We start from the raw sequence: 24170 nt of genomic DNA on the forward strand, positions 1-24170 counted from the left end.
TTTATTTTGACTGATTCTCCGAATTTTTGGGTAGCAAGCCAAAACAAAAGCCGCGCTGCTTCAAATTGATAATTAATTGCTCAAGCACAGCAGGGGCCCATGGATCCTTTCTAGACCAGATGCCTAGGTGCGCCATGGTGATATCGCCATCCTGAATACCCTTACTGGCCTTCTCCAGAAGAAACTGATTGGGATACTTGTCAGAGTTGAGCTCATCACCCAAGAATCCTGCTGGAGCCCAGCCAATATGTTGATAGCCACACATATCCCCCATCCGAATTAGGGTTGGGGAAGTCTTACCCCCGGGAGCACGCCAAATTTTTTGCAAAGGTTGACTCGTTAATTCCACAAAGCGTTGATCCACTCGACGAATCTCTTTGCACATCGCCGCCTCGTTATACAAAACAGTCATACCTGCTTTAGAGCCAAACTGCGGCTTTTCAAATACCTCGCCTTTGGGCCCATCTTTAACAAAATAAGTGTGGTCATAGGTATGACTGCCAAAGTGATGCCCATCTTTTGCTAGTGCTTGCCAATATGGTTTCCATGCATCATCTAAGGCGTAGTCACCTCTAAAGGTTTTTTCATTCGCTAAGAAAAAAGTAGCTTTAAGATTCTGTCTCTTTAATATCTCAGCAACCTTTTCCGCAACAGACATATTGCCAGTATCAAACGTTAGATATACCGTTTTATTACACGCTGGAGTCTGCGCCTGAGCACTCACGCCCAATGAAAAACAGCCGAGCATGAGCGCGGCTGCAAAATCAATGAAGTGATTACGCATGATCACCTTAGCCATTTATTCCCATGCTGCCCTAGGATAAAAGAAGACGCCGTGAGGTGACTTACCCACTGGTATGACGCTCACCAGTTTCATGGAAGGAATATCAATGACTCCCGCCTTCTTAGCAAATCGGAAGGTGACCCACATTGTCTTTCCATCTGGGGTAATTTCCATATCATCAGGCCCCGAAGGAAGGCCGGTAATATCGCCCACCTTTTCCAAGGTTTGCATATTGATTAAGCTGATTGTGGAAGCAATGCGATTGCTCACAAAGACATGCTTCTTATCGCCTAGGGGGCGAAAGTTATGAGCGCCTTTGCCTGTAAAGATTCGCTTTACCTCTTTGCGGTTTTTCCAATCAATGACTTGTACATTGTCTTCACCAGTGATGCCAACTAATAGATATTGATCACCAGGTGTCATCCATAATCCAGCAGGCACCTTACCTGTAGGCATCACCCACAGAACATTTTGTGTTTCAAGATCAATTGCCGCAAGCTCGCTGGAGTCTTGCAGAGTAATAAATGCGATCTTGCTATCTGAGGTAAAGGCAATATGACTTGGCGTCTTAGCTAATTTAACTGTCTTAGCCAACTTCAGGTCAGCGCCATTTGCAGCATAGATATCCACTCGATCCAAACGATTACCATTCGCTACAAACCATTTGTGATTTGGGGAATAACCAATTTGGTATGGGTCGATGATATTTGGCACACGCCCTGTGATTTCACCACTAATAGGATTCATCAAAACCACATCATTGCCAGCTGCATTGGCAATCAATAAAGTCTTTTGGTCTGGAGTCATCATCAAGTGATGGGGCTCTTTGCCGACTGGTATCGTCTTAATTACTTCACGGGTTTGCATATCGATCAGGCTGACAGAGGCTGAACCAGAATTCAGAATGACAGCTAACTTTGGCTGCGCTGGAGCATTAGAGGCACTGGTTTGCGCGTAAGCAGGTATTTGAGCATTGGCGAAGGCTAAACCAAGGAAAAAGACAACAGCGCCAAAAGTTCTAATCTTGATAAATATGTGCATAGCTATATTGTAAGCAATGCAGAATGAATAAAGCCCCTTCTGAGAGGTCAAATTTGACCTAGCGCAAGCTGGCCAAAACTTTTTCTAAACGCTTAAGCGACATTGGCGTAGGTGTTTTAAGCTCTTGGGCATATAGAGCCACCCTTAACTCTTCTAGTTGCCACCGAAAATCCATCAGGGCTTGGTCACCCTCCATTACATAGGCAGCAGACCCCCGACTTCCCTGCATAAGCTTTTGCCATGGTCTTGCTACCGACTCCCAATCTTTTTGGCACTGTGCATCGCGAACCGGATTTGATCGCATCTTGTCGATTCGTAATGCAATGGCTTTTAGGTATCGCGGTAAATGCACCAATTGCGTATAGGGGATCTCAGCAATAAACCTACCAAAGATTAATCCCTGCATTTGCATCTGAATATCTGCATATGCAGTTGGAGAGGCGGCTTTTGCTTGTGCCATCTTTTTTTGTAAATCAGCGTAGGCTTGTAAAGCAGCCAGAGCATGGCGCGCAATCTCTTGGGCAATCAATGCTAGTCTTGGTTTGCCCTCTTGAAGTCTCTGCGTAAATAACTCAGCCGTATTGGGAAGTGGTTCTGCCATGAAAGCACGCTCTACTGAAAGGTTGAGAATTTGCTCTAGCAAACTATCAACTGAACCAATATTGATAAAGAGCAAACCAATCTCCCGAATACCAGGTAATTGCTTTTGCAGTGCTTTTAAGGTGTCTTTATTGCTTAAAGCAAAGAGTCGACGCAAACCCTGAGCATGCTGCTTGCGAGCTTCTAATAAATCATCAAATACTTCGAGATCGCAATAATCACCACGATCAATCAAGGCAGGATAACCAAAGAGCGTCTTGTTGCCCTTGACGATTTCTAGAGTTTCTGGAAGCTCACCAAACTCCCAAGTACGGTAACCACCCTGCTCTACCTTACGAGCCTGTTGTGATGCCTGCTCTTTGGCATTCGTGACCTTCACTTGGTCAATACCCAATTCGACGCTAGCTATGTCTTGGGTTACGGCCTGAAAAGCCTCGCGTGCCGTTTGACCGTATTCAGAACGCAATCGGGCTAGGTTACGTTCGAGCTCTAATTGGCGTCCGTGCTCATCAATCAAGCGGAAGTTCATAAAGCAATGCGGTGGTAGTGCCTCTAGCCGAAAATCTGTTCTCTTGATTTCTAGGCCACGCTCTTGCCGAATGTCATCAATCAGGCTATCTAAAAAGTCACCCACGCCAAATTGATTACTCTCGAGCTTGCGCTCTAAATAAGACTTGGCGTAATCAGGCAACGGAACACAATGACGTCGCAGTTTTTGTGGCAGCGTCTTCAGCAACAACAGAATCTTTTCTTCGCACATTCCTGGTACTAACCAATCGCAGCGACGTCCATCAATTTGATTGAGTTGCGCCAGTGGCACTACAACAGTTACGCCATCCTTGGGACTGCCTGGTTCAAAGTGGTACGTTAAATTAAGCTGTGCACCACCCACTTTCATGGTCTTAGGGTAACGATCAACGGTGATACCTGCCGCCTCATGCCGCATCAGATCTACTTTTGCTAGGCGTAACTGAGAATCAAGATCGGGGTTTTTATTTAGATAACTCTTAAGACCCTCTCGCTTGCAAACATCCTTTGGTATGCGAGAGTCATAAAAGGCAAATAAAAGATCATCATCCACCAAGACATCAGGACGGCGTGAGCGATGCTCTAAAGCTTCGATCTCTTTCACTAAGCGGTGGTTGTGCCAGAAGAAGCCAAAAGAATTTGAATATTTGCGTTTAGCATCGGCTTCTGTTTCGCGTTGTAGTGCAGGCGTATCCATGCGCCCAAATAGTTCCTCTTGAACTAATGCATGACGAATAAAAAGTTCGCGCGCTTCTTGTGCATCGTGAGGCTCATAGCGCACTCGGCGACCATGGTAGATTGGCAGACCATATAGGGTGGCACGCTCAAATGCCATCACTTCGCCTTGGCGGGCATCCCAAAATGGATCGCTCAAGGATTTAATTAATCTATGCGCGGCAACCTTCTCAACCCACTGAGGCTCAATTTTTGCAATGGTGCGCGCATACATGCGACTGGTTTCCTGCAACTCACCCGCCAAAATCCATGCACCCGCCTTTTTGCCAATGGTGGAACCAGGCCAAATAAATGGACGAATGCCGCGAGCGCCTACATAGCCACCCGTTTTGCTATTGCGGTCTTGAGACTTCTCATCCTCTTCTTTTTTAGCAACAAAGCCAAGTAAGCCAGTTAGTAGAGATAAATGGATTTGCTCATAGGTGGCAGCAAGGCCATTTTCCTTCCAGCCCTTCTCACCAAGCATGGTATGTAATTGCCCATGCACATCACGCCATTCACGCATACGACGTGGTGATAGAAATTTACTACGACATAAATTCTCTAGCTGACGATTACTATGCTTGTGTTGTAGGGCATCTTGGTACCAATTCCAGAGCTTTACAAAGCTCAAGAACTCAGAGCGCTCATCTGCAAATTGCAAGTGTGCTTGGTCTGCAGCGCTAGCCTGCTCTATAAGACGTTCGCGTGGATCTTGCGTTGCTAAGGCAGATGCGATGATCGTGACTTCCTTTAATGCATTTTGTTCTTTAGCCGCTAGTAACATGCGACCAATACGGGGATCAAGCGGCAAGTCAGATAACTGTTTACCAATTTGCGTTAGCTTGAAATTATTTTGCAGTTCTTTGCCGTCTCTGTTATTGCTCGCTTGAGCCTCATCAAATTCAATGGCGCCCAGCTCATCCAAAAGTTGTACACCATCCGCAATTGCCCTTCCTAAGGGTTTATCTATGAATGGAAAATGTGCGATTTTCGGTAAGCGCAAAGCGCTCATGCGCAATAAAACTGATGCCAATGAGCTACGCAGAATCTCAGGATCGGTAAATTTTGGTCGACTTAGAAAGTCTTGTTCACTATAGAGGCGAACACAAATACCATCAGATACACGTCCGCAACGCCCTGCACGTTGGTTGGCAGCAGCTTGTGAGATAGGCTCGATTTGTAGTTGCTCTACTTTGTTGCGATAGGAATAACGCTTAACTCTAGCCAATCCACTATCAATGACATAGCGAATATTGGGAACGGTTAAAGAAGTCTCGGCAACGTTGGTTGTCAAAATGATTCGACGTCCATTACCCGAAGAAAATACCCTCTCTTGCTCAGCAACTGATTGACGCGCAAAAAGACTCAATACTTCAGGATGAAAGCGTTGCTGCAAGACATGATCTTTACGGAGCGCCTCGGCACAATCCCGAATCTCACGCTCGCCCGGTAAAAACACCAACACATCACCTGCGCCAGCAGAACCCTCTCGCCAAAGCTTGGCAATTTCTTCTGCAACAGCCTCCGGAATTTCTTTAGCGGTTCTCGATTCTTTTTTGGTATCAGACTTATTTTCTGAATTAGCATCAGGCTCGAGTGGCGAATAACGCTGCTCCACCGGAAATAACCTGCCACTCACTTCAATCACAGGAGCAACCTTGCCATTGATAACAAAGTGTTCGGCAAAACGCTGCGCATCAATCGTGGCAGACGTAATGATGAGTTTAAGGTCCGGTCTTTTGGGTAATAGCTGCCTGAGATAGCCCAATAAGAAATCAATATTCAAACTACGTTCATGCGCTTCATCGATGATGAGGGTGTCATAGGCACGTAGCTGAGGGTCGCGCTGTGTCTCAGCCAATAAGATGCCATCTGTCATTAATTTGATGGAAGCGGTATTGCTCGTCTTATCCGCAAAACGTACTTGGTAGCCGACGTCTTGCCCTATTGGCGAACCCAACTCTAGAGCGATACGCTTGGCAGTCGCAGTTGCGGCAATCCTGCGAGGCTGAGTATGGCCAATCAGCTTGCTGCCATTGATCGTACCCCTGCCAAGATCCAAACAGATCTTAGGTAACTGCGTTGTTTTGCCAGACCCCGTTTCACCACAGACAATCACCACCTGGTGGCTTTGCAAGGCATCCTTGATGAGCTGACGCTGACCTGAGACTGGTAATTCTTCTGGGAAGCGGATCTCGAGCCTTCTTCCAGTGTTGGAAGCAGGCACAGGCTTTGGTATTGGCTTGGGTTTTTGTTGGTTTATGGGCTCTTGCACCCTATAATTTTCTCACTATGCCGACAAATGCACCAAACCAGGCGTCCAACGCCGAAGAATCTACCTCCAACTTCCCATTCGTAGGGTGGTTGCGCGATGTCGCGCCCTACATTCATAGCTTCCGAGAAAAAACCTTTGTGATCGCTTTTGCGGGTGAGCTCGTTCAGGAAGCTGGTCTTGAGAACCTTATCGAAGATATTGCGATGTTGCACGCTATGGGCATGCGGATCGTTCTAGTTCATGGCATTCGCCCACAAATTGAAGAACAACTTAAGTTACGCAAGATCAAGAGCAAGTTTGGCAAAAGTGCAATGCACAGCTATCGGATTACCGATGCTGCCGCCCTTGAATGCGTCAAAGAGGCTGCCGGTGAATTACGTCTTGATATTGAAGCGGCATTTAGTCGCGGCCTACCTAATACACCAATGGCTGGTTCACGCATCTCGGTGATCTCCGGGAACTTTATTACTGCGATGCCAGTGGGTGTAGTTGATGGCGTTGATTACATTCACACTGGTTTAGTGCGTAAGGTTGACTCTACATCGATCAAGCTCTCATTAGATAGCAATAAGATTGTGTTGCTCTCCCCTTTAGGCTTCTCTCCAACAGGTCAAGCATTTAACTTGGCTTATGAAGACGTCGCCGCGTCTACCGCTGCTGCCCTAAAGGCCGATAAGCTCATCTTCTTGAGTCCTTATGAAGGTCTTAAAGATGACGATGGCGATTTCATTACCGAACTCTCGATGCCGCAGATGCAAGACTATGTCATGCAGCATAAAGATCTAGATCTTGGCATGAAGGGAATGCTCAATATTGCTGGCCGTGCGATCCGTGCAGGCGTTAGCCGCGTGCATTTCTTGCCTTGCAATCAAGATGGTGCATTACTTGAGGAACTCTTTACGCACGATGGTATTGGCATGATGCTTGCCTCATCCGATATCGAAAACTTACGTGAAGCAAATCAGGATGACGTGGGCGGTATTTTGCAGCTCACTATGCCGCTCGAAGAAGAGGGTATTTTGGCTGCTCGCGGTCAGGATGTGATCGAACGTGATATCCAGCGTTTCTCCGTCATTGAGCATGACCGGGTACTTTTTGGTTGCGCCGCTCTCTTCCCATTTCCAAATGGCGTTGGCGAACTCGCCTGCCTAGCTGTTGATCCAGACGTTCAAGGATCTGGTGACGGTGAGCGCCTGTTAAAGCGTATTGAGATGCGCGCTAAGCAAGAAGGCATTAAGAAATTATTTGTTTTAACCACCAGAACAGAACATTGGTTCTTGAAGCGTGGCTTTAAACGGGCAACAGTCGAGGACTTGCCCGAAGAAAGAAAACAAATTTACAACTGGGACCGCAAGTCCATGGTTTTAACTAAAGACCTGTAAAAGAAATTAAGCAATTAGGAAAGGCATTACAGATGGCACGGATGGTTCAATGTATCAAACTCAACAAAGAAGCCGAGGGCTTGGATTTCGCTCCACTTCCTGGTGAGCTAGGCAAACGAATTTGGAATCAAGTCTCTAAAGAGGCATGGGCCGGTTGGTTAAAGCAACAAACGATGTTGATTAATGAGAATCGCCTTAATATGGCTGACCCGCGCGCTCGCCAATACCTATTAAAACAAGTAGAAAAGCACTTCTTCGAAGGTGGCGCTGACACAGCACAGGGTTACGTTCCGCCAGCAGAATAAGCAGTCTTAGTTGTGCTGCGCCACAGCACAACTATTTTTGATTTATTTTTTGCAAACCTGACTTTTAGTGTTGACTCAGAATTAAGGCAGGCATAGGATGAAACCGTAGCAAGGCAGTTGTTGTGTCCTGCTACATTGGCGAAAGCCATTAAAAATAAGCGTATCTATGCGCTTATAGGCTAAGGAACGAATTACCTTCCGAGAGCCTGCGCCATGCATATCATGGCAAATAACCCGATGGGGGAACCCCGTCGGGTTTTTTAATGCTCAGGAAATTGAAACCTAGTAAGTGATCCGACTAACGCCAGTAGCGTTGCTCACTAGAAGTACATTAGCTTTTTCTTTTGCAAACAAACCAACAGTAATCACGCCTGCTATTTGATTGATTTGCGCTTCCATTTGTACTGGATTGGCAATCTGCAAACCAGCTACATCCAATATCCAGCCTCCGTTATCAGTGACAAATGCCTCGCTCGGTGTTTGATTTAAATCTGCGCGTGTAGTCTTGGCTAAGCGCAAGCTGACTTTACCGCCCAGCTTTTCTAATTCACGAGTTACCGCGCCTTTTGCTAGAGGAATGATTTCCACAGGCAATGCAAAGTTACCCAGCACAGGCACCTGCTTAGAAGCATCGCAGATACAAATAAATTGCTTAGCCATCGAGGCAATAATTTTTTCACGGGTAAGCGCTCCGCCTCCACCCTTGATCATGTTGCCCTTGGGGTCAATTTCATCCGCACCATCCACATAGGCAGGCAGACCCTGAACATCATTAGGATCAAGCACCTTAAATCCATGTTTAAGCAAGCGCTCAGTAGTTGCATTTGAGCTCGATACAGTGCCAGCAAAATGATCTTTATGCGGAGCTAGGGCATCAATAAAACAATTAGCGGTGGAACCTGTACCTACGCCCAATACTTGACCAGCCGGTAGCTTGAGTACTTCGTCACGGGCGGCCTCGCCCACCATTTGCTTGAGTTGATCCTGATTCATATATCCGCCATTTACTGGAACATCGCTTTTAATGCATCTATCATATGATATTCAGGATATTGACTCCATAGACCCCGATATGAACAGCACCGCAGCCCTAAGCCAACTCGAGCAACTCAAAAAATTTACCACCGTGGTAGCTGATACCGGCGACTTTGAACGTATGCAGGCTTTCCAGCCGCAAGACGCGACTACCAATCCATCCCTCATTCTGAAGGCTGCCCAGCAAAGTAACTATCAATCCTTGGTTCGATCGGTAAAGGCAGCCCACCCAGGTATGAGTGCTACAGATTTAGTCGATTACATTCTGGTCGCATTCGGCTTAGAGATTCTGAAGATTGTTCCTGGACGCGTGTCCACAGAAGTAGATGCGCGCCTTTCTTTTGACACCAAAGCTACAGTTGCCAAGGCAAAACATTTAATTGCCCTGTATGAATCCCACGGCATTGATCGCAAACGAATCTTGATTAAACTTGCTGGCACTTGGGAAGGGATTGCTGCTGCAAAAGAACTGGAGGCATCGGGCATTCACTGCAATATGACCCTACTCTTTTCGCTGGTCCAAGCTGCCGCTTGCGGTGCCGCCAATGCAAAACTCATTTCCCCATTTGTTGGGCGCATCACGGATTGGTATAAAGCAAAATTAGGTAGCAATTGGAGTGACGCCAATAATGGCGGAGCAAATGATCCGGGCGTTACATCAGTGAAGCGCATCTTTCACTACTACAAACACTTTGGGATACCTACAGAGATTATGGGCGCTAGCTTTCGCAATACCAGCCAAATCCTCGAGCTTGCAGGATGCGATCTTTTAACGATTAGCCCTGAGTTACTGGCTGAATTAAGCGGCAATACTAACGCTATTAGTAAAAAGCTCGATGCAGCCAATGCACAAGCAGCATTGAGCGCTGAAAACATTACGCCACTAAAACTAGATGAATCTAGTTTCCGCTTGCAATTAAACAATGATGCAATGGCAACCGAGAAATTAGCCGAAGGAATACGCAACTTCTGCCTCGATACCGAAAAACTGGAATCTTTGTTGGCCAATTAAAAGATGTTCTAGAAATTAAAAGACCGCCTAAAGGCGGCCTTTTTTGGCAAAACTTTTGGCTTTAATTTTGCGGACAAGCATTGGCTAACGGCTTACCTGCGACCCGATCCTTTACCCATGAAATATAAAACGGCTTAGATGATCCAGGGGTAGTAAAGTGCGATTGCTCACCAGGTAACTGCATTCTTCCGACGTTACCGCCTAATTTGCATGTTTGATCTTGATATAGCTTATGCATCAATGGAGGGACGGCAGTATCTTTTGTGCCAAAGTAAATCTGAACTGGAGCTACTGGCTTTACCACCGGCACACCACCTTTTACCATCGCCTCAGCCCAAGCTAGTGTGTTTACTGGTTTTTGCTTTAATAAGCTGGTATAGCTTGTGCTGTAGTTAAAGTTAAAAGTGTCGCTAGCAACATGCATACATTTATTGCTGTAAATCTCATTTGCAACTTTTGCACCCTCTTCCGTAAAAATATCTGTTAACTTGAGATTTGGAAATGCCGCTTGGGTTCCCCAATAAAACATGGTCGCGTGCGTGAAATTAAAAATACTATCCAAGAACATCTTTTGCAGCTCTTGAATAAATTTATCCGCTGCGGATTGATCTAATTTACCTGGTGGCGCGAAAATAGATATGTCTTGAGGCGCCAAAGCAACAAAACCAAGCACTTGAAGATTATCAGCTGCTGTACCAGTTTGCTTAATGTAGTCAGGCATGCCTGCCAACGCAATTGTGGCGCCACCTCCTTGAGACCAACCATAAACTAATGTCTTTTTATTGGCGCCCGTTTCTTTCATGGAGGCCGCCGCACGTGCAGCATTGATTGTGTCCATACCATTTGTGGCTGTAACACTGTACTGGTGTCTCCCGCCACCACCCAGGCCTTGGTAGTCCGTCGCCACTAGAACATACCCCTCTTTGAGAAACTCTTCCAATGCAGGAATACCGTAATCCGTCCAAGAATTACCGCCCACTAGAAAGTATTCATTTAACGGAACAGCTGGGTCTAGAACTTGCGATGGGCCACAATTTTGAGCAGAGCCTGTTGTGCCATGAGCCCAGGTCATCACTGGACGCCCTTCTGCTGGTGCAGGACCAGCGGGAGCAACAACTAAGCCAGTCGAGATTGTTTTTCGACCAAAGACATCCGAAGAGATATAAGCGATTCTCCAAGCTATTGCGCCCTTAATAGAAGTCGCAATTTTTTCCTGCTTGATTACTTGACCCAATTTGCCCTCAGGAGCCATCTTCATGACAGAGGCATAAAAGGCTGGTACTGGTGGATCAGCAAAGACGTCAGTGGCTTTAATTCCAAACACTAAACTGATAGCTAATACAAAAAGGGTTATCTTCATATAAATCTTCAATCCAATTTCAGGTTGTTAAAGCCATGAGGCCTTTAGTGGAAAGCCCCATAAAAATATCTACTTATTTGCCGTATTGATACCTAACAAGCTATAGGCGCCACAGTAGCCAAGTATGCCCGTTAATAAGGGGAGAATTCCGACCCAAGCCCACGGCCCAGTAATTCCGAAGCCTGCTAAACCCATTAGCGTGACGCCAACAGTCATACGAAGAACACGATCGGTGTGACCTATATTGCATTTCATATAAAGCTCCTTGTGTCTTGTTAATTACTTACTTAGCTTGCTTTGCCGCTTTAGTCTGACGCTGTCTAAGTGCTTCATATAAGCATACGCCACTTGCTACTGATACATTCAAACTCGACACTACTCCTTGCATTGGTATGCACACTAGTTCATCACAAGTCTCCCGAGTCAGGCGTCGCATCCCCTCACCTTCCGCACCCATCACAATAGCAACCGAGCCTGTCAAATCGATTTCATAAATTGATTTTTTAGCTTCATCATCAGTTCCAATTAGCCACACACCCGCTTCTTGCATTTCTTTCATACTGCGCACAAGGTTAGTAACGGTAATCACTGGCATTACTTCAGATGCGCCGCTAGAGACTTTACTCACCGTAGCATTAATTGAGGCAGAACGATCTTTAGGAACAACGACTGCATTGACACCTGCGCCGTCTGCAACTCGAAGACAAGCTCCAAAATTATGTGGATCAGTTACCCCATCCAATACAAGAAATAAAGGCTTTTCTTTAGTCTCTTCGACATCTTCAACGACTTCGGTAATCGTTCTAGCCATGGTCATTTTTTCTGCCAAAGCAACAACGCCTTGGTGACGATCATGGCCAGTTAGCTTATGGAGGCGCTCAGCATCCGCTGCATGCAAACGCTCGCCTAAAATTTCTTCGGCCTGCTTTAAAAAATCTCCCATGCGTCGATCACGACGACCAGAATCAAAATACACCGACTTCAAACTATCGGGATCAACGCGTAAACGCGCTTGCACCGCATGAAATCCCACTAATATTTGTTTCATATTTGCTTCGTCTTTTAATTGCTTTATTTTCGTCTAGCTCTAGTATTGCGCACTGGCGGCTTGGAACCAGCAGCTTTACCCGCAGACCTACTAGGCTTGCCACCCTTAGCATTCTTACGACTGGCCTTGCTTTTTGATTGTGTCGTACTCAATGTGCCTGCAGATTTTGCAGCGTTGACATTGATGCCACCTGACTTTTGCGGCGTTTTATGAGATGGCCTACTCTTGCTAGAGGCGGCTTTTTTGCTTGGTCTACCCGCATCAGTAGCCAACATCATTTGACGACGGCCGGACGCGCCACCAGAGTCAGCACTCGATGCTTTTACCAAGCTAAATTCAATCTTGCGAGCGTCTAAATCTACCCTGCTAACCAATACATGTACTCGATCACCTAAACGATAACGAATGCCAGTACGTTCACCACGCAGCTCTTGGCGCGCTTCATCATATTGGAAATAATCGCCACCCAACTCCGTGACATGCACCATTCCTTCAACAAAGAGATTCTCTAGCTGAACAAACAAACCAAAGCTGGCAACACTCGTTACCGTGCCAGCGTATTCTTGACCTAGATGGTCTCGCATGTAGTAACACTTCAGCCATGCCTCAACGTCACGAGAGGCTTCATCGGCACGACGTTCATTCGATGAGCAGTGCACTCCTAACTGACCCCAAATCGGTAGAGCGGCATTTGCGCCTTTTGGAACCTTTGCACCCTTTACTGCGCTCGACTTGGCATCACTTTGGGATTTTTTGGCATTGACTGCATTCTCCCTGCCTTTACCCTTTCGTGGCAAGGTTAAGTTCAGAGGCACTTTTGGTGGCAGGACTGGCACATAAGGCTTTTTCTGCAGGATGGACTTAATTACACGATGGGTTAGCAAATCAGGATAGCGGCGAATCGGACTCGTAAAATGAGAGTAAGCAGGGTATGCCAAGCCAAAGTGTCCTTCATTGTCTGGCTGGTACATCGCCTGCTGCATAGATCGCAATACAACAGACTGCAACATATTGGCGTCAGGGCGATCTTTAATCTCCCGCATTAACTTTGCAAAATCCCTTGGCTTGGGTTTTTCACCGCCACCCAATGACAATCCAGAGGTTCTCAGCACTTGACGTAGAGTCATCAACTTCTCTTCGGATGGCTCACCATGAACACGATAGAGGCTCAGATGTTTATTCTTTTCAATGAAATCTGCAGCACAGACGTTCGCTGTCAGCATGCATTCTTCAATTAAGCGGTGTGCATCATTTCGAATACGTGGCTCAATCCGCAATATCTTCCCAAGCTCATTGCTAATGATTTGGGTTTCAGTTGTTTCAAACTCAATAGCACCCCGCCTCTCGCGAGCAGCTAGGAGAATCTTAAATAATGAATACAGATTCGTTAATAACGGCCTGAATTGTGCAAATCGCGCAGCTTCAGGGCCCCGACTATTTGAGAGAATCTCCCAGACAGTGTCATAAGTGAAACGTTGCGCCGAATGCATTACCGCTGGATAGAATTGATAAGCCAAGACAACGCCATTGTTATCCACCACAGAATCGCACACCATACAGAGGCGATCCACACCAGGATTTAGTGAACATAAACCATTAGAAATCTTCTCAGGCAACATCGGAATGACGCGTCTTGGAAAATACACCGAGGTGGCACGTAATAAACCTTCGTCATCCAAAGGTTGACCAGGTTTAACGTAATGAGACACATCAGCAATGGCCACAATCAGGCGCCATGCTTTTGTCTTGCCGTATACCACCGGCTCGCAGTAGACGGCGTCATCAAAGTCTCTGGCATCAGCGCCGTCAATTGTGACTAATGGGACATCGCGTAAATCGACACGACCCTCTAGGTCCTCTTGACGCACACTGTCTGGCAAGGCTGCAGCTTCCTTCATGGCAGCAGCAGAGAACTCATGGGGAACGCCGTACTTCCGCACTGCGATCTCAATCTCCATGCCAGGATCGTCGATCTCGCCCAACACCTCTACAACACGACCTACTGCTTGGCGATAACTATCTGGGTAATCAATAATCTCGACACTAACTACTTGGCCTAACTTAGCTTGACCCTGACCTTTAGGCGGAATCAAGATATCGTGACCAATACGTTTATCCTCTGGCGCAACTATTAGGACACCGTTTTCATTTAAGAGTCGTCCAATAACGACTTTGTTGACGTGTTGAATCACTTCAACGATCTGCCCTTCTGGGCGACCACGTCGATCCGTTCCTATGACTCTGACATTGACTCGATCACCATGCATGACGCGAGACATTTCTCGTTCTGAGAGAAAAATATCTTCGCCACCATCATCGGGGATCACAAATCCAAACCCATCTCGGTGCCCTTGAATCGTTCCTAAGCGATCCGCCTGTCGAGGCATCAAGTCTTTTGCTTTACGCATTTAATTCCTTTGGCAATCTTTGCCTTATTTATATCTACTGATATCTATTATTGTTATGAATAAGGCTACTGTATCAAACCACTGAGTCCGAAGGGAAAAAGCCAAAATGGGTAAGGGGGAAACCTAAAATGACCGCCCCTCTATAATGGTGGAATGCCCAGGTGGCGAAATTGGTAGACGCACCAGCTTCAGGTGCTGGCGATCGTAAGGTTGTGGGGGTTCGAGTCCCTTCCTGGGCACCAAACACCTCAAACGACTTCATACATTCCAAAATGGGGACGATTATCGCCTTTTCAAGACCCCTTAGAGCCCCATGGTCCTATGAAGAATTTTGGGCTTCATCTCCTCCCAAAGGCTTTCAAAATCCTCGATTTTTTCCTCTGAGAGTTTTATAGGGTCATAGAGATGACCAAAAACAATCGAATCTCGTTTAACCAGGGTCTTTTCAAACTCACTAAGGCCAATGGGCTTATCCTCCATATCGCGAGTTAGCTCAGCAGAACAAACAATTGCCTGTTCATCGTCTCGGTCAATCACTGCAAACTCAATAAATTGCTGATTCTTCTCAACAATAACCAAAGTTCCCCTGGCATAGGTAACTGCATCATGCTCTTTAACGATGTAGGCCAAGAACTGATCCTCGTCTGCGCGTTCCATCTGTAAATCATCAATAAAGAATAAATACTGATCGCCATCACTGTTAACCATAGTAAACACCTTGGGTGTGGCTCCATGACCCAAAACAATATTGCGGTAATAGTTAGAAACTTCAACAGCGAGATTTTCAGAAAAGAGATGCATGACGGGTAGATTCGATCAATGTATGACTTGGTTGGTAAATTTTATTCGGTACGGGTTTTGATCGAATCAATAATCTTATGAAACGCATCTGGCTGAACAGCGCTTTGCCCCTTGAAAGGCTGATCTGTAATAACCAACAAGGAAATCAAAGCCCCCAATGTCACAGGTAAGATCTTTAAGCCAAAGAAAAAGGATTCTGATGGTAAAAATAAAGTGTTAATGCCTAACAATGAAAATATACAGATCAAAATCACAATCCAAAATAAACCAGGCAAGCGAATGCTAGATCGTTCTATGCGGGCCTCCCTGCTTTCTGCCACCTCTTCTGACTTTTTAATGATGTCGGTATACATCGCAATTTGACGATTACTCACAGGCTCAAGTGACATAATTTTGCGAGAAATGCCACGCCAAAGCATGTGCGTCTTACTACTACCTTGGCCCTTTTCTAAATTTGGCCACTCATCAACTACGATTGAGTTCATGTATTCAAACAGCTCTTTACGAATTACCGCCACTGCCGGATCTCCATAGCGGGTTAACAAGCGATCTAAATTATTAATCCGACCAGCTTCTTGAGACACCAAGGATTGCACTTCACGCAAATTCATTTGCGCTTGATTTAAGAGAAAACCAATTAGCAGCCCACTTAAAGTGATAATGGATCCAAACAGGCTCAACCCTAAACGTGTACTATCTTGCGACGGTGCTAATGCGGGAATCGATTGCAGGAGCCTAGGAGCAACATCCAACAAAACCACAAAGAAACAGACCAGCAAAATCAGAATCTGGGCATTGCTACGTTTATAAATCCAATTAAAGAGCATTAGTAATCCAGTATGAATTAATTCAGGTCAACGATTAAGGTTGCTTTTTAGAAAAGCAAGCGTTCTATCCCATGCTAATTTGGCGGCTTCTGCGTTGTACTGCAATGGTGGCAAACCTCGAGAATCTGATTTTGGGTTGGCAAAGGCATGTTTGGCATCGTAACGATAAAACTCATGTGCAACACCCGCATCATTGAGCTTTGCATCCAGTTGATCAACTCCAGATATCGCAAAGAAATCATCATGCGTAGCCCAGTGTGCCATCATGGGTTTAGTAATTGCCTTTGCATCTACATACTCTAGTGGAGGGTAGCCATACCAAACAACTGTTCCATCAAGCTCGGGCACATTACATGCAGACAATACAGTGAGTGCTCCACCCATACAAAATCCGGTCACTGCAACTTTAGAGCTGCCAGTAGCCTTAAGATACTGCACTGCTCCGCGAATATCCTGTCCTGCAGCATCGCCAAAATTAAGATCGCCCATCAAGTGCTCGGCTTCTTTGGCTTCTAATGCGAGCTTACCACGATACAGATCCGGAACAAGTGCGCGATAGCCTGCATTTGCCAAACGATCTGCTACAGACTTCACCTCATCATCCAGACCCCACCACTCTTGAATCACAACAACTCCAGGAGTGCCATGTGGCTGAGTAGGCTCCACCAAATAACCTTGAACGGAATTACCATCAGGCCTTTTGTACTCAATCATTTTGTCTCCTTATGCTTTTTTTGAATCAGAATGTATATATCCTACCAGCCAATAAGTTAATAAACCGCAGACTGCGGCACCATAGCCTACTAGGTTGTAATGCTCCATCTTGCCATCAGGGGTGATTGTCACCACCAAACCCGCTAGAACAGATGCAAGACCCGAGGCAAGCATCTGGGTAGAACCCACTAAGCTCATAAAAGTTCCACGAATTTTGGGTTCCACCAATTGACTAACGATGGCCATTGCAGGAATCATACGTCCAGATATCAAGATGAAAAATGAGGTGGAATTAATTAAAACGATCCATAAGGGTACAGGAACTAAATTAGTGGTGACAATTAATGGAATCAGACTAATGATGGCCAACACTCTAAACACCTTAACCTTGCCATATTTATCAGCCATATGACCGATCAATCTTGAGCTCATTAAGGTAGCGATTCCACCACATAAATAAATTAAAGAAATATAGGAATTAGCAACGCCCACATTTGAGGTGAGGTACAAAGCGATATAGGGAATCACCGAGAAACCAGTAATCATGATCAAGCCCATAAATAGAAATGCACGTGCATGGTGATGAGCAATGGCAATCTCATAGATTTGCCTAAAACGATTCCCCTCGTTGATATGACTGAGGTGGCCAGCAATCTTGGGAATATTGCGATAGGCAATAAACAAAATCGCAATAGAAATAATGCCAATGAATAGGAATGGCGCACGCCAGCCTAAAAAGGAGATATGGTTTGCCAGAAATAAACTCAAAGGTACTCCAGCAACGGTTGATACCGAGAAGGCGGCCATTACCGTTCCAAGTGCTTTACCTCTTCTCTCAAACGGAATAGAGTCAGCAACAATTGTTTGCACAAAAGAACCTAATATCCCTCCAAATGCGCCAGCACAAGCACGCGCAATAAATAACATGTGATAGTTTGGCGCAAACGCACAAGCGACTGTTGCCACAATAAAGCAGACATATAAGCGTAGTAGTAGCTGCCTTCTCTCAAAGCGATCAATGTAATAGGTGGCAAATACTCCCGCTATCGCAGCTGCGAATGTATACGAAGAGAGCAATAGACCAAACTCGTGAGTGTTAATCGATAGCGCCGTAATGAACTGAGGCCCTAAGGGCATCATGATCATGAAGTCCAAGATATGAGTGAACTGAATTCCGGCGAGTGCAAAGAGAAAAAAACGCTCACGCTTTGGGGATTCAAATAAAGGGGGCGGCTGTTTCAAGGTTTGCTTTACAGGAATTGGTCAATATGCCATTATCCCCCTTGATACCAATACTTGCAGGGTCGCCTATGTCACTCCTCTCTCCACCGATTGTCGACTCGACAATCATGGGGCTCCCTTTAATCCCCCTGTTCAGAGATACTTTATTTGGTGTTCTGGGTATGACGATTGTCTTGGTGTTTCACGGCAGCGGCATCAACCACCTCATAATGCGCTTTGAAAAGAAAACGGATATCAACCTCGAGCATGGTCAATATAACCGCGTATTCGCCCATTTTTACGCCACGTTTTTATTTATCGCAATAGTACATATTTTGGAAATTGTATTGTGGTGTTTTTATCTATTAATACTGAATCTTGTAGATGACCCAATACAGGCCTTACTGTTCGCAGGAAGTTGCTACACCACAGTGGGCTTTATATCGGACATACTGCCACCAGGCTGGAAAGCATTGGCTTTCTTTATCGCTTTTACTGGCCTATTTTCTTTGGCTTGGACCACTTCAGTCATGATTGGTATGACCAATACGTATAAATCAGCCTGGAATCTTAAATACGGCCGCACCACATTTAGCGACTCTTAATGTAGTAACCATACACACAGCGCTTACCCCCTCTGGATGGATCGTGCGTGTCATAGATCACACCATCTATCACGGCAGTCAGATGCTTTGATACTTTGACGATCAATGTGCCAGCAGGCAACTCATTAGGCCTTAGGTGCACTTGGCAGCCCGCCCCTACTTTCATGGTTGGCACCCACTCAAAGCCCAGGCTAAGTATGTAATCATGGAAAACATCCCGATGATTGCCATTGCGCGGAGAAGACCCTTTGCGGGCAAGATATCTTGATACCTTGTTATCCCGCTCAAGCGCATAGCTCGCATTTGCTTGACGCAAGTCTTCATAGACTTGCAGATAGGGAAGTTTGGCTGCAATTGCGATTGACCTGACTACGCAGTCACCTACCCCACCTTTAAAACCAGCCGCTTCTCTCCCACCATCATGCAGTATCAATGGATAGACTGGATATGAACGCTGAAATCGCGTGAATGGATTGAGAAAGCTAAACATTTTCTAACAGCTCTGCACAATAAAAAATGGATTTGCCTCTCGACAAATCCATTTCATTTACAAACGAATCGAGATTACTTCGCTTGTGCTTTTTTTACTTCCAAGCGCCAAGCGTGCAAGAGCGGCTCTGTGTAACCATTTGGCTGCTCAAGACCTTTAAAAATCAGATCGCTAGCTGCCTTATAAGCATAAGAATCTTTGTAATTAGGCATCATAGGCTTGTATAGCGGATCACCTGCGTTTTGACCGTCAACTACCTTAGCCATACGCTGCAATGTTTCATTCACTTGGTCCTCAGTGACAATGCCATGCAATAACCAGTTAGCGATATGCTGACTGGAGATACGCAATGTTGCACGGTCTTCCATCAAGCCAACGTTATGAATATCTGGAACCTTAGAGCAACCAACGCCTTGGTCAATCCAGCGAACCACATAACCCAAAATACCTTGGCAGTTGTTATCCAACTCTTGCTGAATCTCTTCCTTAGACCAATTGGCTTGCTCTGCCACTGGAATGGTTAACAAGTCATTCAACAAGGCCTCTGCTTCAGCAGCTGTATCGAGCTTTTCCATTTCTTTTTGGAGCTCAGCCACGTTTACTTGGTGGTAGTGGAGTGCATGCAAAGTTGCCGCTGTTGGTGATGGAACCCAAGCAGTATTGGCACCTGCTTTTGGATGAACAATTTTCTGCTCAACCATTGCTTTCATCATGTCTGGCATTGCCCACATACCCTTACCGATTTGAGCGCGACCACGTAAACCACAATCCAAGCCAGCGAATACATTACGACGCTCGTAGGCAGACAACCATTTGCTGGTTTTCATATCGCCTTTACGGATCATAGGGCCAGCGTACATAGAGGTATGCATCTCATCGCCAGTACGATCCAAAAAGCCAGTATTAATAAAGGCTACTCGCGCACCAGCTGCTGCAATAGCTGCTTTGATATTCGCACTCATGCGACGCTCTTCGTCCATGATGCCTAGTTTTACGGTATCTGCTGGCAAGCCCAACAACTTCTCTACGCGACCAAAGAGTTCAGCAGCAAAAGCCACTTCTTCGGGGCTATGCATTTTTGGCTTAACAATGTAAACAGAACCTTTACGGGTATTGCCGATGGCTTGAGTCGCAGGACGATTAATGTCATAGAGCGCGATTAATACTGTTACTACCGCATCCAAAATACCTTCATAAATCTCTTTACCTTCACCAGTCAAAATCGCTGGGTTAGTCATCAAGTGACCAACGTTACGAAGGAACAGGAGTGAACGGCCATGCAAAGTCACAATACCATCATTGGCATTTACTGCACCAACACCAGCCTTGTACTGACGGTCTGGATTTAAGGCACGCGTAAAGGTTTTGCCACCTTTGCTAACTTCCTCAACCAAGGTACCCTTCAAAATACCAAGCCAATTTTCATAGGCGAGCACTTTATCGTCAGCATCTACTGCGGCAATAGAGTCCTCCAAGTCCAAAATCGTGGACAAAGCTGCTTCAAGCACAACATCATTAATGCCTGCAGGATCTCCTGCGCCAATGGTTTTGCTCTTGTCAATCTCGATATCAATGTGGACACCGTTATTGCGCAAGAGGACAGAGCTAGGAGCTGCGGCATCACCTTGATAGCCCACAAACTGCTTCTCATCTACAAGGCCAGTAGTAGAGCCATCCTTGAGCTTCACAGACAACTTATTGCCATCTACTGTATACGCTACTGAATCACGATGTGAGCCTTTTGCCAAAGGCGCTGCTTGATCCAAGAAATTACGAGCATAAGCAACTACCTTTGCACCACGAATCGGGTTGTATGCTCCTGCTTTAGTGGCACCATCATCTTCAGAGATGACGTCTGTACCGTACAAGGCATCATACAAAGAACCCCAACGTGCATTAGCAGCATTCAAGGCATAACGTGCATTGAGTACAGGAACAACCAATTGAGGACCTGCTTGTAGCGCTAATTCATCATCTACGTTCTTGGTTGTGCCAGCAACTTTACCTGGAACCTCATCAAGGTAGCCAATCTCTTTTAAGAATTTGCGATAGGCAGGCATATCTTTGATCGGGCCACGATTGGCTTGATGCCATTTATCCAAATCCAACTGAATGCGGTCACGCTTAGCTAACAAAGCTTCATTTTTAGGGGTGAGGTCTTTAACGATCTCATCAAAACCTTTCCAAAAGTCAGCACTCTTAATGCCAGTTCCAGGAAGCACTTTGTCTTCGATAAAACGATATAAAGGAGTTGCCACTTGAAGGCTATTGCAGGTAGTACGCGCAGTCATGTTTAAACCTTAGTTGGTATGCCAAAAGTTAAATAATTAAAAAGAAAAATGCTCAAATAATTGATGGAAAACGATTATTTTCCATCAATCCTGAAAAGGATGCTGGAGCAAGATGGTTTCATCACGCTCTGGGCCTGTAGAGACCATGGCAATCGGCTTTCCAGCCACCTCTTCAATGCGACGTAGGAAGTTTTGAGCCTCAACCGGCAACTTGCCCCACTCGCGTATACCAAAAGTTGTACCCTTCCAGCCTGGGAAATCTTCGTAAATAGGCTCGCAACGAGCTACTGATTCCGCGCCACGTGGCAATACATCTAACTTCTTACCATCTAAGGTGTAGCCAACACATAAACGAATAGTTTCAAGGCCATCGAGCACATCTAATTTGGTGATACACAAGCCAGACAGGCCATTAATCTGAATCGAGCGCTTTAGAGCTGCAGCATCTAGCCAACCTGTACGGCGTGGACGACCTGTTACAGAGCCAAACTCCTTACCCACTTCGGCAAGACGAATGCCAATTGGATCCTGTCTTGCTGGATTGTCATGGTCATACAACTCACTTGGGAAAGGACCTGCACCAACACGAGTGCAATACGCCTTGGTGATGCCCAAAATGTATTGCAATGAATCTGGGCCAACGCCAGATCCCGCTGCCGCATTACCTGCCACACAGTTACTAGAAGTCACATATGGATAAGTACCGTGATCAATATCGAGCAAGGTACCCTGCGCGCCTTCAAACAAAAGATTTTGACCAGCTTGTTCAGCGGCATACAAAGCACTAGAAACATCCACTACCATCGGTTTGAGGCGCTCTGCATAAGACATCGCTTCAGCAAGTGTCTTTTCATAATTAACAGGCTCTGCTCCATAGTAATTGGTCAGCATGAAATTGTGATACTCCAAGTTTTCACGCAATTGCGCAGCAAACTTGTCTGGATAGAACAGATCTTGAACACGTAAGGCACGGCGCGCCACCTTATCTTCGTATGCAGGGCCAATGCCACGACCGGTAGTGCCAATCTTAGCCTCGCCACGCTTTTTCTCACGAGCATGATCAATCGCCACGTGATACGGCAGAATCAAGGTTGTCGCCTCAGAAATTTTCAAACGCGACTGGACATTTAAACCAGCTGCTTCGAGCTCACCAATCTCTTTAAATAGCGCTTCTGGTGAAAGCACAACACCATTACCGATATAGCAAATAACATCCTTATGCATGATTCCAGATGGAATCAAGCGCAAAATAGTTTTCTTGTCACCAATGATTAAGGTATGGCCTGCATTGTGGCCACCCTGAAAACGCACTACTGCTTGCGCATGGTCAGTCAACCAATCGACCACTTTACCTTTGCCCTCATCACCCCACTGAGTGCCGATGACAACGACGTTACGACCTTGTGCTTGCTGCTTTGAAGACATATTTAATCCAAAAGATAATTACAAAATAGGTTAAAAGTAAAAATTCTGTTGAGTTGATCGCTTTTTCTTTGCTTCGCGTTTGTTTCTGCTTTTTTCTGCTTTTTTCTGCTTTTTTCTGCTTTATTTCTTCTTTACTTCCCAAGAGCTAGCCTGCTTTACCAACTCTCGATCGCATTCATATTCAGCTGCCTCAACAGATTCATCGGCGAGCACCTGAATAACAACCTCACCACGATTACGCAGATCAGTAATTGCCTTTTCTAAAGCGGCATCTTGGACCCATGGCGCCAAAATAGCTGTCTTGCGAACAGTGAGTGGCGACAAGCTAGCCAAGGTCAGCAAGTCCAATGAGAAACCAGTTGCAGGACGTGCACGGCCAAATGCTTGACCTACTTGATCATAGCGACCGCCCCTAGCAATCGGCTGTGGCAACCTATCAACATACGCTGCGAACATCACTCCACTGTGGTACTGATAGCCACGCAAATCAGCCAAGTCAATACTGAGTTCAAGATCGCTATTAGCCTTGCTGGTAGCAACGATGCGCTCTAAATCTGCTATGGCCTGATCTATAGCAGCGTGTTTTGGCAATACTTTCTTTGCCTTAGCCAATACTTCTGCACACGGACCATTGAGTTCAGTTAATGCTAGCAATGCATCTGCCACCTTGGCTGGTAAGCATGTAGCCCATTGACGCAAACGAGGGCAATCTTTACTTTGCAACAAGTCATACAAAGATTCAACGGTGCCCTTATCGAGTTTTTGGTCGGCTAAGATGCCAGTCAAAATGCCTGCATGCGATAGATCTAAATAGACCTTCTTCAATCCTGCAACATCTAGGGTTTTTAGAAGCAAAGTAATCGCTTCAAAGTCAGCCTCCCAGCTAGCGCAACCATAAATCTCTGCTCCTAACTGCAACTGCTCACGTGAAGAGCTCCCGACCGGGGTGCGAGCATGCGCCACAGAGCCTGCGTAACAAAGACGAGTGACCCCTGCGCGATTTAATAAGTGTGCATCAATCCGCGCTACCTGTGGCGTGATATCAGCACGCAAGCCCAAGGTACGACCAGAAAGTTGATCTACCAACTTGAAGGTTTGCAGATTGAGATCGGAACCAGTGCCTGTCAATAATGAATCTAAGAACTCCAAAATGGGAGGCGCCACAAGTTCATAGCCATAGGATTGATAGAGATCCAAAATGGAGCGGCGCAATGACTCTACTTTACGAGCCTGGGCTGGCAAAACATCTGCAATATCTTCAGGAAGTAACCAACGATTCATGACGTGATCTATTCTCTTTC

Annotated in this window: 20 protein-coding genes and 1 tRNA gene; 5 read left to right on the top strand and 16 right to left on the bottom strand. The window is 45.9% G+C overall.

The window, feature by feature from the left end; all coding sequences use genetic code 11:
• Position 1 precedes the first annotated feature (1 nt).
• From NHB35_RS06645 to hrpA, 3 genes are read right to left on the bottom strand one after another with little or no spacing between them, the layout of a single operon-like run.
• Positions 2 to 799 (bottom strand): polysaccharide deacetylase family protein, encoded by a 798-nt coding sequence (locus NHB35_RS06645; RefSeq protein WP_353431599.1) that lies wholly within the window; start codon positions 797 to 799, stop codon positions 2 to 4.
• Positions 800 to 1825, bottom strand: coding sequence for a cytochrome D1 domain-containing protein (locus NHB35_RS06650; protein ID WP_353431600.1), 1026 nt, complete (start codon positions 1823 to 1825; stop codon positions 800 to 802).
• A gap of 58 nt (positions 1826 to 1883) precedes the next feature.
• Positions 1884 to 5897, bottom strand: coding sequence for an ATP-dependent RNA helicase HrpA (hrpA, locus tag NHB35_RS06655; protein ID WP_353433415.1), 4014 nt, complete (start codon positions 5895 to 5897; stop codon positions 1884 to 1886).
• A gap of 65 nt (positions 5898 to 5962) precedes the next feature.
• Here hrpA and argA point away from each other — a divergent pair, with 65 nt between their 5' ends.
• Together argA and NHB35_RS06665 are read left to right on the top strand one after the other, a co-directional pair.
• Positions 5963 to 7327: an amino-acid N-acetyltransferase gene (gene argA / locus NHB35_RS06660; protein ID WP_353431601.1), complete on the top strand. Its 1365-nt coding sequence runs from the start codon at positions 5963 to 5965 to the stop codon at positions 7325 to 7327.
• Between the two features lie 32 nt (positions 7328 to 7359).
• Positions 7360 to 7632: an oxidative damage protection protein gene (locus NHB35_RS06665; RefSeq protein ID WP_173955932.1), complete on the top strand. Its 273-nt coding sequence runs from the start codon at positions 7360 to 7362 to the stop codon at positions 7630 to 7632.
• Between the two features lie 282 nt (positions 7633 to 7914).
• On the opposite strand, the gene rpiA is transcribed toward NHB35_RS06665, so the two are convergent.
• Positions 7915 to 8625, bottom strand: coding sequence for a ribose-5-phosphate isomerase RpiA (rpiA, locus tag NHB35_RS06670; RefSeq protein ID WP_353431602.1), 711 nt, complete (start codon positions 8623 to 8625; stop codon positions 7915 to 7917).
• A gap of 79 nt (positions 8626 to 8704) precedes the next feature.
• Here rpiA and tal point away from each other — a divergent pair, with 79 nt between their 5' ends.
• On the top strand, positions 8705 to 9679 hold the full coding sequence (gene tal, locus NHB35_RS06675; protein ID WP_353433416.1) for a transaldolase: 975 nt from the start codon (positions 8705 to 8707) through the stop codon (positions 9677 to 9679).
• Between the two features lie 61 nt (positions 9680 to 9740).
• Here tal and NHB35_RS06680 read toward each other — a convergent pair whose 3' ends face one another.
• The 4 genes from NHB35_RS06680 to rnr form a co-directional block, all read right to left on the bottom strand.
• Positions 9741 to 11039 (bottom strand): lipase family protein, encoded by a 1299-nt coding sequence (locus tag NHB35_RS06680; protein ID WP_353431603.1) that lies wholly within the window; start codon positions 11037 to 11039, stop codon positions 9741 to 9743.
• Between the two features lie 69 nt (positions 11040 to 11108).
• Positions 11109 to 11294, bottom strand: a complete 186-nt coding sequence (locus NHB35_RS06685; RefSeq protein ID WP_353431604.1) for a DUF2892 domain-containing protein — start codon at positions 11292 to 11294, stop codon at positions 11109 to 11111.
• 28 nt (positions 11295 to 11322) lie between these two features.
• The gene (gene rlmB / locus NHB35_RS06690; RefSeq protein WP_353431605.1) at positions 11323 to 12087 is read right to left on the bottom strand and encodes a 23S rRNA (guanosine(2251)-2'-O)-methyltransferase RlmB; all 765 of its coding nucleotides are present in this window, start codon (positions 12085 to 12087) and stop codon (positions 11323 to 11325) included.
• Positions 12088 to 12110: 23 nt separating this feature from the next.
• The gene (gene rnr, locus NHB35_RS06695) at positions 12111 to 14495 is read right to left on the bottom strand and encodes a ribonuclease R (protein ID WP_353431606.1); all 2385 of its coding nucleotides are present in this window, start codon (positions 14493 to 14495) and stop codon (positions 12111 to 12113) included.
• 155 nt (positions 14496 to 14650) lie between these two features.
• Here rnr and NHB35_RS06700 point away from each other — a divergent pair.
• Positions 14651 to 14737: transfer RNA gene (locus tag NHB35_RS06700), tRNA-Leu, on the top strand.
• A gap of 61 nt (positions 14738 to 14798) precedes the next feature.
• Here the strand turns inward: NHB35_RS06700 and NHB35_RS06705 are convergent.
• Genes NHB35_RS06705 through NHB35_RS06720 form a run of 4 tightly spaced genes read right to left on the bottom strand, consistent with a single transcriptional unit; the run spans position 14799 to position 18079 of the window.
• Positions 14799 to 15296 carry a hypothetical protein gene (locus NHB35_RS06705; protein ID WP_353431607.1) on the bottom strand — a complete coding sequence of 166 codons (498 nt, stop codon included), beginning with the start codon at positions 15294 to 15296 and terminating at the stop codon, positions 14799 to 14801.
• Between the two features lie 41 nt (positions 15297 to 15337).
• Positions 15338 to 16123 carry a hypothetical protein gene (locus tag NHB35_RS06710; RefSeq protein WP_353431608.1) on the bottom strand — a complete coding sequence of 262 codons (786 nt, stop codon included), beginning with the start codon at positions 16121 to 16123 and terminating at the stop codon, positions 15338 to 15340.
• 27 nt (positions 16124 to 16150) lie between these two features.
• Entirely contained in the window at positions 16151 to 16837 is a 687-nt protein-coding gene (locus tag NHB35_RS06715) for a dienelactone hydrolase family protein (RefSeq protein ID WP_353431609.1), read from the bottom strand.
• A 9-nt stretch (positions 16838 to 16846) separates the two neighbouring features.
• A complete protein-coding gene (locus tag NHB35_RS06720) occupies positions 16847 to 18079 on the bottom strand; it encodes an MFS transporter (protein WP_353431610.1) in 1233 nt (410 codons plus the stop codon).
• 68 nt (positions 18080 to 18147) lie between these two features.
• On the opposite strand from NHB35_RS06720, the gene NHB35_RS06725 reads away from it, so the two are divergent.
• Positions 18148 to 18663, top strand: a complete 516-nt coding sequence (locus tag NHB35_RS06725) for a hypothetical protein (protein WP_353431611.1) — start codon at positions 18148 to 18150, stop codon at positions 18661 to 18663.
• Here NHB35_RS06725 and NHB35_RS06730 read toward each other — a convergent pair.
• The 4 genes from NHB35_RS06730 to NHB35_RS06745 form a co-directional block, all read right to left on the bottom strand.
• Positions 18650 to 19153, bottom strand: coding sequence for a hypothetical protein (locus tag NHB35_RS06730; protein WP_353431612.1), 504 nt, complete (start codon positions 19151 to 19153; stop codon positions 18650 to 18652). The genes NHB35_RS06725 and NHB35_RS06730 overlap by 14 nt on opposite strands.
• A gap of 74 nt (positions 19154 to 19227) precedes the next feature.
• Positions 19228 to 21444 (bottom strand): malate synthase G, encoded by a 2217-nt coding sequence (locus NHB35_RS06735; protein WP_353431613.1) that lies wholly within the window; start codon positions 21442 to 21444, stop codon positions 19228 to 19230.
• 84 nt (positions 21445 to 21528) lie between these two features.
• Complete coding sequence (locus tag NHB35_RS06740; RefSeq protein WP_353431614.1) at positions 21529 to 22869, bottom strand: adenylosuccinate synthase; 1341 nt, start codon at positions 22867 to 22869, stop codon at positions 21529 to 21531.
• Between the two features lie 120 nt (positions 22870 to 22989).
• Complete coding sequence (locus NHB35_RS06745; protein ID WP_353431615.1) at positions 22990 to 24150, bottom strand: ATP phosphoribosyltransferase regulatory subunit; 1161 nt, start codon at positions 24148 to 24150, stop codon at positions 22990 to 22992.
• Between the last annotated feature and the right edge of the window lie 20 nt (positions 24151 to 24170).

The organism is Polynucleobacter sp. MWH-UH23A (genome assembly GCF_040409805.1).
In the GTDB taxonomy this organism is placed as follows: Bacteria; Pseudomonadota; Gammaproteobacteria; order Burkholderiales; family Burkholderiaceae; genus Polynucleobacter.